Below are 12739 nucleotides of genomic sequence, written 5' to 3'. Positions count from 1 at the left end.
GGCGCAGATCGAGGAATGGCGCGAACGAGCCTCGCGGCCGATTTCCCGAAGGCGTAAGGTCGCCTCCGTAGCACCGACGCCCGCAGAACCAGAGCGGCGGGCGAAACGGGCATCGCGCAGCTGGTGATGGAGGACATCGAATGGTGAAGTTTGGCTATTTTGTTGCCGGTCTGCTCATCCTGATCGGAGTGGTCTGGATGGGGCAGGGCAGCGGCTATTTTCCCTATCCCGAAGAAAGTTTCATGATCAACCAGACGCCTTGGGTCTATTGGGGCGCTCTTGCCGCGATCGTCGGAATTGTTGTGATTGTGGTGACGAAAAACGCGCAGCACCGGTAACGATCGGGCCTGTGGCGTAGCATATCAGCGTGGCCAACCGCGCTGACGGGACTGCGACATTCAACGGACGGGCAGGGTAAGCTGCCTGCATGGTATCACTGGCTGGTGACATTGATCTGGGCGAGGGCAGGTCAAGGGGGCACCGGATTTGGCATCTGAGGCCCCTAAAATAATTCGCCGGCAAAAGAAGCCTCTGGGGGAGCTTCCGCCGGCGAAGGATGTGATCTGTACAGAAGCGTCTTACGCTCGGCGCGAACGAGCGTCCGCCATGTCGGGCCGCGTGCCATCAGGAGCGCGAAGGCCGTAGTGCTTGCTTGCGAACACCCATTCCACATTGCCGGGCTCGAACGGGCGGCGCGGGTTTCTCAGCGCCATCCGGCGTTCGGAGAGGCTGCGCGGCAGGGTGTCGATCATATCATTGACGAAGGTTTCAACGCTGTCTTTCCAGCGGGGCGAGATCGAAACATCGACGCCGCCAAAGCGATGGAAGTCAGGATGTTTGCGGGAATAGCAGGCGCCGAGCATCCAGGCATGCTGCTGCTTCAGAAAACGTTCTTTAATGGTCATTCCTAGTCTTTTTCCTTGGCGTCATCGACGACATCGGCTTCGGGGCGGTCGCCTCCGTTCGACCGTTCCGTTGTCCAGCTGCCGTTTGCACGCTGATATGTAATGTCCGCATCCTGGCCACCGAGCTCTTGTCGCTCTGCGGCGTGTTTGGCCGCTGCCAGTGCTTCTTCGTGAGTTGGGAAAGTTTCCGACCAGACATCGTCCAGGCCATAAGCCCAGGCGCCATCATGTTCGGCGACGTGGTAGGTAATCGACATCGATCTTTCCTTCAAGAACTTTTCGCAGGAATTTGCATGGGGCTCCACGCAGATTGAATAACTGCAACGGAGCTCGCCCCATGCTTGTTCCCTCGGTGCCTGGCCTGTGTGGGGCTGGATTCAGCGGGAGGTGCGATCTTGCGCGAGCGCGGAACGCTTCGTAGGCTTGAGGCGTTGATGGATTCGTTCAACGCCTTTCAATAGGAACCCCATGCGCGCTCAGTCGAAGCCGTTCATCGTCGAAGTCAAATCATCCCGTCGCGCGGAGCGTCGCCAGTCAGCGTCGATCTGGGGGAACCTCGATCTCGCAGCCGTTGCCGAAGAGATTGCGGAAGAACTGCCGCAGTCGGCGGCCGCGCCGGCAGAAGCCGCCGACGCGCAGTAACCGCTTCGAAACCTACGCCGAGACAAACCGGTAGGACGCATCCTTTCGTTCAGCATAGCCGACGCCTGGGTAGCTCCAGTGATAGCCGAGCATCTTGAGCTTGTCGGTCGCGGCACGATCCAACAGCGTTTGACGGGTCTTCAGCGCGATCTCCGGCTCGGCATCGAAGCCGAAATGCCACGCCGGATGCTCAAAGAAGATCACGTCGTTGGTGCAGGAGTCGCGTGTGATCAAAAGGTCGCCGTCTCCAGCCAGTTCGATTGAGACATGGCCCGGTGTATGCCCGCGGGTTTGCACGATCCGCATCCCTGGAATGATCTCCTGATCGGGCCGCACCAGCGTCAGCCTGTCCTTGACGGCAAACAGGTCACGCTGCGCACCGCGTGCAAAGTCATGAAGCGCGGATGGCATGTGCGTCTCGTAGTCCTTGTCGGTCCAGAAGCTCCACTCTGCTTCGCTGACGAAATACTGCGCGTTCGGATAGAGCACCTTGCCATTGGCGGTGGTCGTGGCGCCGGAGTGATCCGGATGGGCGTGGGTGAAAACGACCTTGGTGATCGCTTCCGGCGCGATGCCGAGTGATTGCAGGTTCGCCGCCAGTTTGCCGGCACTTGCCTGGAAATGGCTGCCGGATCCGGTATCGATGAGGATCAGGTCGTTGCCATGGCGGATCAGCGGAATGTTGGCCTGAACGGGGGCGGCCGCCGAACTGCCGCCCAGCCGCTGCATGATCGCCTGGCGCTCCTCGGGCATGGCATCGGGAAGCAGAATCTCCGCGGGAAGTGTCAGGAAGCCGTCGCTGACGACGGTAATGTCGAACGTGCCGTGCTGGAAGCGGTGGAAGTCGGCTGCAATCGCGTTGCGTGAGGCAAGCATCGCCACTGCGGCAGCCGTCAGCTTCAGCAGGTCGCGTCGGGACAACCCGCTCGGAATGGTATCTCGTGAGGTCACGAGCGTCTCCTTTGATGAGCAGATGCTGGTGTGCGGCAGGCGGGTCCCCAAGGGATCCGCCTGCGAATGTTCGAACGGTATTCATCCGTCATACGATCGCCGGTCCGTATAGAGCCCGGCGGATGATCCTCCATCTCAGTCCAGGAAGAATTCCAGCAGATCGGCGTTGATGACATCAGGATGCGTGGTGCACATGCCATGCGGGAAGCCGGCATAGGTCTTCAGCGTGCCGTGCTTCAGGAGTTTTACCGAAAGCGGTGCCGAGTCGGCATAGGGAACGATCTGATCGTCGTCGCCGTGCATGACCAGCGTCGGCACCGTGATCCGCTGCAGATCCTCGGTGAAATCCGTCTCGGAGAACGCCTTGATGCAATCGTAGTGAGCCTTGGCGGCACCCATCATCCCCTGCCGCCACCAGTTCTCGATGACGCCCTGGCTGACTTTAGCGCCCGGGCGATTGAAGCCGTAGAAGGGACCTGCCGGGATGTCGAGGAAGAACTGGGCGCGGTTGGCGACAAGCGCTGCGCGGAAGCCGTCGAAAACCTCGAGCGGCAGGCCGCCCGGGTTCTTGTCCGACTTGACCATGATCGGCGGCACAGCGCCGATCAGCACCGCCTTGGCGACGCGGCCGGGCTTTGCGCGCGCGACGTAGTGGGCGACCTCGCCGCCGCCGGTCGAGTGGCCGACGTGGATCGCATTCTTCAGATCGAGCGCATCGGTAAGCGCGGCGAGGTCCGCCGCATAGGTGTCCATCTCGTTGCCCTGCCACGTCTGGCTGGAACGGCCATGTCCGCGCCGGTCATGGGCAATCACACGATAGCCTTTGTCCAGAAAGAACATCATCTGCGCGTCCCAGTCGTCGGCGCTGAGCGGCCAGCCGTGATGGAAAACAACGGGCTGGGCATCGAGCGGACCCCAATCCTTGTAGAAGATTTCGGTTCCGTCCGTGGTCTTGATGAATGGCATGATCAGGGTCCCTCTTTCTGGATTGATTGCTTTGATGGCGGCAAAGACACGTGAGCCTCCCTCCGGCGCCCATGTCATCGGGCACCCGGGCAGAGCCCGCTCCTCACCGCTGCCACGCTACGTCATGCACATGACGAGGCTTTGAGCGGCGTCGCGAACCAACGCTAATTTGATGCAAATGATCCAGAATGGAAGATGCCGGTTTGAAGAATGATGGCGCAGGAAAGGCAGGAACTTGTGAGCGCCATATTCGAACGAATTCTTGCCGAGGCATGCGGGCCAAGCCCGGATGCTGCCGACGTCAAGATGCACGAATGGCTCTCCTATTTCGACGCGGTGGCAGAGGAACCGCATTTTGGCCGGGCGGCGGCCACGGTGCATATTGCCCAGCCGCCGCTTTCCAACCATGTGCAGGCGCAGCAGCGGGAACCTGCTCAAGCCACGGGTGTCACGGTGACGAGCAGGGAATTGACTTTTATGTGTGACCACATCCTTCAACGAAGATGCGCGCACAGACCCTAGCTCGTGCCACGATATCATCGTCTGAGATATCGGGGATCTGCCCGAGCATAATTGCGCGCTGCGGTTCCATCGCCATCATGCCCCGGAGCATACCCGTCGCCGTGGGAACGTCCTCGATGACGACGCGCTTCAGCTCGACCTGCCGGGTCAGCCATTCCTCCATCGTCTTGCTCGTGCGGCGAATCGCCTGCTCGTAGAAGACGGCGGCAAGTTCAGGGAAGCGGTCTGACTCGCTGAGGACGAGCCGGGTGATCACGATGGTTTCGGAAGAAAGCGTCAATCTGCCGTACGCTATCAGGAGGCGCTCGAGTCCCTCGACGAGCGAGTTCCCTGATAAGCTCTCGGCGTTGAGGCCAAGGAAGTATCGACTGATTTTCGCTGAGATCACGTCGGAGAAGAGGTCTGCCTTGGCCGGAAACAGGCGATAGAGGGTCTTCGTCGATACGCCCGCGGTCTGCGCGATGGCACTGATGCTCGCAGATGCGTAGCCAGCCTTCTTGAATTGGTCGTTCGCAGCGTCGATGATGACGCCCTTGGTCTCTTCGTCGGATCTCTCCTTAGGACGTCCTCGCGAACGTTTCTCAGCCTGCACTACTTCCTGCATTCCCCAATTCCTATCTTTGGCTTCCCCATCACCATAGCGTTTATTTAGGAAAACATCAAGTTTCCTAAAGGCTATGTCGCCGAAGCACCGCTCCCAGATGCTCGATCATACGTCTAGTCGTGATCCGCTCTCGATAGCTCGATACTAGAGAACTCCGGATCGAACCCAAGTTTAGAGATGGAGGCGTCAGATGCCGTTGTCTTCGGGGGGGTAACTTTTTTCATTGAGCGTTCGACCGTCCGCATAGAAAGCAATCGACGCACTCTGACGCCCGGCGCCTGGTCTCGTCGGGCGTCATTGCTCTCTGCTTCAGAAGGAGTGACGCTCTCTGGGGCTCCATGATCATCATACCGCGAAGAATTCCGCTTGCTTCCACCGGACTGTCAATCGAGAGTTCGCCGGTCTCCATGCGTTCTCCTGGCCAGCATTCGATGATCTTGTTCGTCGGCACGATGGCCCTGTCATAGAAGGCGGCGCTCACCTCTGGAAATCTGGCGGACTCTGCAACAACGAGTTTCGCCATCCGCACTGCATCTTCGGACAGAGTCAGAATCCCGTAGGTCGTCATCAGCCGCGTCAGGCCCTCGCGAACATCCAGATCACGCAGTGTCGCAAGATCGATCTCCATGAGGAAGCGATGGATCTGCCTAGAGATGACCTCTGCAAGTAGCTCAGCCTTTCCAGGGAACAAGCGATACATCGTCTTCGTGGAAATGCCCGATACGTGGAAGATCGTGCTCATCGCGGAATTCGCATAACCGCTGCTACGGAAACCTTCGTTGGCGACGCTAACGATGTGGTCACGCGTCTCCTTGTCGGACCTCGATCTGGGTCGCCCCCTATGCCTCGGATGGTCGCTCTTATTTTGGAACATGAAAATTTTCCAAATTATCGTTGACATCCACTAGATAAGGCATATTTTGGAAAATAACAAGTTTCCTTAATGCACAGCGGCTGCGGCCCAAGCGACGGCAACCGAAAGCAGGAGTGATATCGATGGATGAGAATGTTATCGCGCTGACCGGAAAGTCCGACCGCAAGGCCGCTCTGGCTGAGGCCCCGGCTGCCCCGGAGGCACCTACCGCTGATGCTGGTAACCGTCCGGCACCCGCCGCTCCAGTGGCCGCACCCGCGGCCCCGGTAGCCACGGAACGGAAGGGCGGTGGCATCAAGAAGCTCGTGATGGGCGTCTCGTTGCTCGCCGTAATCGCCGGCGCCGCCTACTATGGCCACAACTACTGGACAGTCGGCCGCTTCGAGGTGTCGACTGACGACGCCTACATCAAGGCAGACAACAGCGCCATCGCCCCGAAGATCGCCGGGTACCTGGCCAAGGTACTCGTCGGTGACAACCAGGTCGTAACGGCAGGGGACGTGCTGGCCGTCATCGACGACCGTGACTATGCCACCGCACTCGACCAAGCCAAGGCCGACGTCGATGCAGCCCGCGCCACGATCGAGGCGAAGAAGGCCGCCCTGGTGACACAGCAGTCAGTCATCGCGGCCGCCCATGCTTCCATCGAAGTGGATCGCGCCAACGAGACATTCGCCGAGCAAAACGACAAGCGTTATACCCGCCTCGCCACCAATGGCTACGCACCGGTCCAGACTGCACAGCAGGCATCCTCACAGATTGCCGCGAACCGGGCGACCACGGCTCGGGACATTGCCGCCCTGGAAGGCGCGACGAAACAAGTCGATATCCTCAAGGCCGAGGTTGCGCAGGCTGAGGCAGCGCTCGCACGTGATATAGCTGTTCAGCGACAGGCTGAACTGAACCTCTCGTATTCGAAGATCGTCGCTCCGATCGACGGCGTCGTCGGCAACCGGACACTGCGTGTCGGACAGTACGTGCAGGCTGGTACCCAGCTCATGACGGTCGTTCCGACGAAAGCAGCCTACGTGGTCGCCAACTACAAGGAGACGCAGTTGACCGACGTGCGGCCCGGACAGGAAGTCGATATCGAAGTCGACATGTTCCCAGACCACGTCTACCACGGCCGCGTCGACAGCCTTGCTCCGGCCAGCGGTCAGGAGTTTGCACTTCTGCCTCCCGACAATGCCACTGGCAACTTCACGAAGGTGGTCCAGCGCATTCCGGTCCGCATCGTGATCGATGCCGAGAGTGCCGCTTCCGGCGACCTTCGCCCCGGCATGTCCGTAACCCCCACAATCGATACCAAGGTCGGCAACGAGTAGCCCTAGAGGCGATCGCCCGGATCCAGGAGGATCAAGTCATGTCTAACGTAGCAACGTTGCCGACATCAGCGGCGATGGCGGCTCCGGCTGCCTCGCAGAAGGCCGGAGCGAAGGAATGGATCGCCGTCCTCGCAGGGATGATCGGCGCCTTCATGGCCATTTTGAACATCCAGATCACCAACGCCTCGCTCCTCGACATCGAGGGAGGCATCGGGACAGGCGTCGACAACGGCGCCTGGATCTCGACCTCCTACCTGATCGGCGAGATCATTGTCATTCCGCTGACGGCGTATTTCAGCAGCGTGTTCTCGTTTAGGAGATACATCCTGGTCAACACGATCCTGTTTCCGCTATTCTCGATGGCTTGCGCCTTCACGCATGACCTGAACTGGATGATCGCCATGCGCGGTCTGCAGGGTTTCGCAGGCGGCATCCTGATCCCGATGGCCTTCACCATGGTCCTCACCAAGCTGCCGAAGCCTCAGCAACCCATCGGTCTCGCCATCTTCGCACTTTCGGTCACCTTCGCGCCCGCGATCGGCCCAACCATCGGCGGCTATCTGACCGAGAACTACGGATGGCAGACCATTTTCTTCATCAACACGATCCCGAGCGCCATCATGGCGATCGCTCTTGCGGCTACGCTCGAGAAGCAGCCGATGCGCCTTGGCCTTCTCCGCGAGGGCGACTGGGCTGGGATCGTGACGATGTCGATCGGACTCGCAGCTCTGCAGACCGTCCTCGAGGAAGGCAACAAGGACGACTGGTTCTCGTCGCCGTTCATCGTGAAGCTGAGCATCATCGCCTTCGTGTTCCTCGCTGCATTCATCTGGATCGAGCTGAAGGTCGAGAAGCCGCTCGTGAAGCTCTGCCTGCTAAAGCAGCGCAACTTCGGGATTGGCGTTGCCGTCAACGTGCTCGTCGGCGTCGCCTTGTTCGGTACGGTCTACATTCTGCCGCAGTATCTGGGCCAGGTGCAGCGCTACAACGCGCAGGAGATCGGTAATGTCCTGGCATGGACCGGGTTGCCGCAGTTGTTGCTGATCCCGCTGGTTCCGATCATGATGAAGCGTTTCGACGCTCGCTATATCGGCTTCCTCGGTATCAGCATCTTCGCCATTAGCTGCTTTATGAATATCCTGCTTTCGGCTGACAATGCTGGCGATCAATTCTGGATCCCGAACATTGTCCGCGCAATTGGGCAGGCTCTCGTGCTTACTCCGATCACCGCCATCACCACAGGCGGGATCGCACCCCAGGATGCTGCGGCTGCGTCCGGCTTGACGAACATGCTGCGTAACCTTGGTGGCGCCGTCGGAACGGCTACGCTTGGAACGGTGCTGACAAAGCGAGAACAGCTCCATTCGAACATCATCGGGCAGTCTATCACGATGGGCAGGGATGAGGTCCGCCAGCGCATCGATACGCTCACCGGATACTTCCAGTCGCATGGCGTCTCCGACCATGCAAAGGCGACGGGGCAGGCGATCGTAACCCTCGGCAGGACCGTGAAGCGCCAGGCTCTGATCATGGGCTTCAGCGACACCTTCGCTGTGATCGGCGTCGTTCTGGCCATCGCCGCAGTCGCCTTGCTGCTGACCAAGCGGACCTCTGGTGGAGGAGCTGGAGCCCATTGACGGCAGCCGCTGGTGGCGGGGCATCGCACCCCGCCCACCATCCATCCGTATAGTTTACTCCCAACACAGAGGCTTCTCCGGGTCGCGTAGACCAGAGGCATGTATCCAGAAGGACCGGGCCTGGTAGTCGCGACCATCCCAGTTTGCAATTACCGCGTCAGCCATGCCCTTCCACCGCACTCATTCTGGTTGATTCCTGTTTTGTTCCTTGAGGTATTTTCCGGGCACCGAAGTGCCCGGAAAGGTAATTACTCGTCCGCCAAAAAGGTCACTTTAGTGACATTTGAATGGCGCAGTGGCGAACCTAGTGGCGCGCTACTAACTACACTACAGTCGTCGTCCGAATACCGGCTATCAGCTGCAGCCGCTCGTTGCGCCGCATGTGTCGCACTTCTCGCAAGTGCCGTTGCGCACCATCGTAAAGTTCTGGCACTCGGAGCACATGTTGCCGGTGTAACCCTGCATGATGGAGCGGGCACGGCGTTCGGCTTCGACCTTCTTGGCTTCCGTCTTGGCCGATGCCGCGTCGGCGGCCGCCTTGTCGGAGAAGAGGGCGGTTGCCTGCTGCTGGGCCTCAGTCGTGACTTCTTCGATCACTTCCTCGGCGATCTCTTCGGCTAGTTCCTTCGCCCGCTCCTCATAGTCGCGCTTGAAAGCGACGATTTCGGAGCTGGAAATGGCGACGGTCGGTTCGATCTTGCGGGCGGCAGCACCGGCAAAGGACGTCACCGTGGCGCCAGAGGAGGCACGCGCCGGGGCTGTGGTGGCGGCACCCTTCGGCTCGCCGCCGGCCTGACGCTCGTTGCCCGTTACCAGCGTCGGCTTGTAGCCGCGCGTCCAGCCGGTCGAGACGAGGTTCGTCTTGCCTTCCTGGATGCCCTTGCCGAGCGCCGTGTTCGAGAAGTCCGACGTGTCGACATGTGCCAGATCGTGGCGGCCGAGATAGGACACGGCGAGTTCGCGGAACACGTAGTCGAGGATCGACGTGGCGTTCTTGATAGCGTCGTTGCCGATGACCATGCCGGCCGGCTCGAACTTGGTGAAGGTGAAGGCCTCCACATATTCTTCGAGCGGCACGCCGTACTGCAGGCCAAGCGAGATGGCGATCGCGAAGTTGTTCATCATCGCACGGAAGGCGGCCCCTTCCTTGTGCATGTCGATGAAGATTTCGCCGAGGCGGCCGTCGCCGAATTCGCCGGTGCGCAGATAGACCTTATGTCCGCCGACGGCGGCCTTCTGGGTGTAGCCCTGACGGCGGTTCGGCAGCTTCTCACGCTCGCGGGTGACGCGTTCGACCACACGCTCGATGATCTTCTCGGTGATGGTGACGGCCTGGGCCGCGACCGGCTGCTGCAGCAGTTCCTCAACCGCATCCTCGTCGCTTTCGTCCTCGATCAGCGAGGCGTTCAGCGGCTGCGACAGCTTGGAGCCGTCACGATAGAGGGCGTTCGCCTTCAGGCCGAGCTTCCAGGAGAGCATGTAGGCGCTCTTGCAATCCTCGACGGTGGCTTCATTCGGCATGTTGATCGTCTTGGAGATCGCACCCGAGATGAAGGGCTGGGCAGCTGCCATCATGCGGATGTGGCTCTCGACCGAGAGATAACGCTTGCCGATCTTGCCGCACGGGTTGGCGCAATCGAAGACGGCGAGATGTTCGTTTCTCAGGAATGGTGCACCTTCCAGCGTCATCGCACCGCAAACATGGATGTTCGCAGCCTCGATGTCCTTCTTCGAGAAGCCGAGATGGTCGAGCAGGTTGAAGCTCATGTCGGCGAGCTGCTCGTCGGAAACCTTCAGCGTGCCCTTCAGGAAGTCGGTACCGAGCGTCCACTGGTTGAAGACGAACTTGATGTCGAACGCCGACTTCAGCGCGGCGTTGATCGCCTCGACCTTCTCGTCGGTGAAGCCCTTGGCCCTCAGCGTCGAGGGGTTGATCGCAGGCGCCTGGTTCAGGTTGCCGTGACCGACTGCGTAAGCTTCGATCTCGGCGATCTGGCTTTCGGAATAACCCAGGGTGCGCAGCGCCTCTGGAACCGCACGGTTGATGATCTTGAAATAGCCGCCGCCGGCGAGCTTCTTGAACTTCACCAGTGCGAAGTCGGGCTCGATGCCTGTTGTGTCGCAATCCATGACGAGGCCGATCGTGCCGGTCGGCGCGATCACGGTTGCCTGGGCATTGCGGTAGCCGTGCTTTTCACCGAGCTCGAGAGCCTTGTCCCAGGCGCTCTTGGCATGGGCTACGAGATCCTGGTCCGGGTTTTCGGAATGGATCAGCGCGACCGGGTTGATCGACAGGCCTTCATAGCCCGAGCTCTCGCCGTAAGCGGCACGGCGATGGTTGCGGATGACGCGCAGCATGTTTTCGCGGTTCGGCTTGAACATCGGGAACGGGCCGAGCTCGGAAGCGATTTCCGCCGAGGTGGCATAGGAAATACCGGTCATGATCGCCGTCAGCGAGCCTGCGATGGCGCGGGCTTCGTCGCTGTCATACGGAATGCCCGAGGACATCAGCAGGCCGCCGATGTTGGCATAGCCGAGGCCGATCGTACGGTATTCGTAGGAGAGTTCGGCAATCCGCTTCGACGGGAACTGTGCCATCATCACGGAGATTTCGAGAACAACGCTCCACAGGCGGACGGCGTGCTCGTAGTCGGCAATGTTGATGCGTTTGGTGGCGGCATCCTTGAACTGCATGAGGTTCAGCGAGGCCAGGTTGCAGGCTGTGTCGTCGAGGAACATGTATTCCGAGCACGGGTTGGATGCGCGGATCGGGCCGGCTGCGGGGCTGGTGTGCCAGTCGTTCATCGTCGTGTTGAAGTGCAGGCCCGGGTCGGCCGATGCCCAGGCGGCGTACGAGATCGACTCCCAGAGATCGCGGGCCTTCAGCGTCTTCATGACCTTGCCGTCCTTGCGGGCGGTCAGGTTCCAGTCGCCGTCGTTTTCGACGGCGCGCAAGAAGTCGTCCTTGATCGAGACCGAGTTGTTCGAGTTCTGACCGGATACGGTGAGGTAGGCTTCCGAATCCCAGTCGGTGTCGTAGGTCTTGAATTCGAGGTCTTTGTAGCCCTGGCGGGCGAACTGGATGACGCGGCCGATATAATTCTCAGGAACCTGATCCTTCTTGGCAGCGCGGATTTCGCGCTTCAGGGCAGGGTTCTTGTTCGGGTCGAAGCAATCGCCCCGAGTGGCTTCGGAGCCAGCCTCGCAGTTGACGCAGGCCTTCATGATCGCCTTCAGGTGCTTGGCGACGACCTTGGAACCGGTGACGAGGGCAGCGACCTTCTGCTCTTCCTTCACCTTCCAGTTGATATATTCCTCGATATCCGGGTGGTCGATGTCGACCACGACCATCTTGGCAGCACGGCGCGTTGTGCCGCCCGACTTGATGGCGCCAGCTGCACGGTCGCCGATCTTCAGGAAGCTCATCAGGCCGGAGGAGCGGCCACCGCCGGAAAGTTTTTCGCCTTCGCCGCGGAGATAGGAGAAGTTGGAGCCGGTACCGGAGCCGTACTTAAAAAGACGGGCTTCGCGAACCCACAGGTCCATGATGCCGCCTTCGTTGACGAGGTCGTCTTCAACAGACTGGATGAAGCAGGCGTGCGGCTGAGGATGTTCGTAGGCCGACTTCGACCTGGTCAGCTTGCCGGTGAAAGGGTCTACATAGAAGTGGCCCTGGCCGGGGCCGTCGATGCCATAGGCCCAATGCATGCCGGTGTTGAACCATTGCGGGGAATTCGGGGCAACGCGCTGGGTAGCAAGCATGTACGCAAGTTCGTCTTTGAAGGCGAGGGCGTCTTCCTCGGACGAGAAGTAGCCGCCCTTCCAGCCCCAGTAGGTCCAGGTGCCGGCAAGACGGTCAAAGACCTGGCGGCCGTCGGTTTCGGAACCATACTGTTGGTCCTTGGGAACATCCTTCAGAGCCGCTTCATCGGCAACCGAACGCCACAGGAAGGAAGGAACGTCGTTTTCCTCGACCTTCTTGAGCTTGGCTGGAACGCCGGCCTTGCGGAAATACTTCTGCGCCAGGATGTCGGCAGCGACCTGGGAGAACTGCGCCGGAACATCGATATTCTCGAGGCGGAAAACGATCGAACCGTCCGGGTTCTTGATCTCGCTCGTCGCCTTGCGGAATTCGATATCCGCGTAAGCGCTCTGTCCTGCCTTCGTGAAACGGCGTTCTATGCGCATTTGCCTAACCTCTAGCTTGCGCGCCCCGTCCCCGTTTGATCAAGGCGCAAGTTTCCACCTCCGGCGGCGCCGTGAGGAGCGCAGCCAGTTCTCGTTTCCGTATCGTCACAGGAGTGTCATCGGAG

The 12739-nt window shown here is 60.1% G+C and carries 11 protein-coding genes and 1 pseudogene; 5 read left to right on the top strand and 7 right to left on the bottom strand.

The features are described 5' to 3' along the window. Positions 1-140 precede the first annotated feature (140 nt). Positions 141-338 (top strand): hypothetical protein, encoded by a 198-nt coding sequence (locus PMI09_RS10640; protein WP_007792715.1) that lies wholly within the window; start codon positions 141-143, stop codon positions 336-338. 240 nt (positions 339-578) lie between these two features. Here the strand turns inward: PMI09_RS10640 and PMI09_RS10635 are convergent, their stop codons facing one another. Together PMI09_RS10635 and PMI09_RS10630 are read right to left on the bottom strand one after the other, a co-directional pair. Then, positions 579-905, bottom strand: coding sequence for a hypothetical protein (locus PMI09_RS10635; protein WP_007531928.1), 327 nt, complete (start codon positions 903-905; stop codon positions 579-581). Positions 906-907: 2 nt separating this feature from the next. Continuing rightward, positions 908-1162 carry a DUF2188 domain-containing protein gene (locus PMI09_RS10630; protein WP_007792711.1) on the bottom strand — a complete coding sequence of 85 codons (255 nt, stop codon included), beginning with the start codon at positions 1160-1162 and terminating at the stop codon, positions 908-910. Positions 1163-1373: 211 nt separating this feature from the next. On the opposite strand from PMI09_RS10630, the gene PMI09_RS31715 reads away from it, so the two are divergent. Next, a complete protein-coding gene (locus PMI09_RS31715) occupies positions 1374-1547 on the top strand; it encodes a hypothetical protein (protein ID WP_007792709.1) in 174 nt (57 codons plus the stop codon). Between the two features lie 12 nt (positions 1548-1559). On the opposite strand, the gene PMI09_RS10625 is transcribed toward PMI09_RS31715, so the two are convergent. Together PMI09_RS10625 and PMI09_RS10620 are read right to left on the bottom strand one after the other, a co-directional pair. After that, on the bottom strand, positions 1560-2498 hold the full coding sequence (locus PMI09_RS10625; RefSeq protein ID WP_007792707.1) for an MBL fold metallo-hydrolase: 939 nt from the start codon (positions 2496-2498) through the stop codon (positions 1560-1562). Positions 2499-2633: 135 nt separating this feature from the next. Then, positions 2634-3464, bottom strand: a complete 831-nt coding sequence (locus PMI09_RS10620) for an alpha/beta fold hydrolase (RefSeq protein ID WP_007792703.1) — start codon at positions 3462-3464, stop codon at positions 2634-2636. A gap of 306 nt (positions 3465-3770) precedes the next feature. On the opposite strand from PMI09_RS10620, the pseudogene PMI09_RS32145 reads away from it, so the two are divergent. Next, positions 3771-3894: pseudogene (locus PMI09_RS32145) on the top strand (LysR family transcriptional regulator); the annotation flags it as partial. Between the two features lie 45 nt (positions 3895-3939). Here the strand turns inward: PMI09_RS32145 and PMI09_RS10610 are convergent. Beyond that, on the bottom strand, positions 3940-4590 hold the full coding sequence (locus PMI09_RS10610; RefSeq protein WP_007792697.1) for a TetR/AcrR family transcriptional regulator: 651 nt from the start codon (positions 4588-4590) through the stop codon (positions 3940-3942). 220 nt (positions 4591-4810) lie between these two features. Then, positions 4811-5464 (bottom strand): TetR/AcrR family transcriptional regulator C-terminal domain-containing protein, encoded by a 654-nt coding sequence (locus tag PMI09_RS10605; RefSeq protein WP_007792695.1) that lies wholly within the window; start codon positions 5462-5464, stop codon positions 4811-4813. Between the two features lie 122 nt (positions 5465-5586). On the opposite strand from PMI09_RS10605, the gene PMI09_RS10600 reads away from it, so the two are divergent. Together PMI09_RS10600 and PMI09_RS10595 are read left to right on the top strand one after the other, a co-directional pair. After that, positions 5587-6789 carry an HlyD family secretion protein gene (locus PMI09_RS10600; RefSeq protein WP_007792693.1) on the top strand — a complete coding sequence of 401 codons (1203 nt, stop codon included), beginning with the start codon at positions 5587-5589 and terminating at the stop codon, positions 6787-6789. 74 nt (positions 6790-6863) lie between these two features. Next, the gene (locus PMI09_RS10595) at positions 6864-8426 is read left to right on the top strand and encodes a DHA2 family efflux MFS transporter permease subunit (protein ID WP_443216177.1); all 1563 of its coding nucleotides are present in this window, start codon (positions 6864-6866) and stop codon (positions 8424-8426) included. 354 nt (positions 8427-8780) lie between these two features. Here PMI09_RS10595 and PMI09_RS10590 read toward each other — a convergent pair whose 3' ends face one another. Continuing rightward, the gene (locus PMI09_RS10590) at positions 8781-12614 is read right to left on the bottom strand and encodes a vitamin B12-dependent ribonucleotide reductase (protein WP_007792689.1); all 3834 of its coding nucleotides are present in this window, start codon (positions 12612-12614) and stop codon (positions 8781-8783) included. Between the last annotated feature and the right edge of the window lie 125 nt (positions 12615-12739).

Source organism: Rhizobium sp. CF122, assembly GCF_000282035.1.
In the GTDB taxonomy this organism is placed as follows: Bacteria; Pseudomonadota; Alphaproteobacteria; order Rhizobiales; family Rhizobiaceae; genus Rhizobium.
This window is presented reverse-complemented; position numbering and strand designations above follow the sequence as displayed.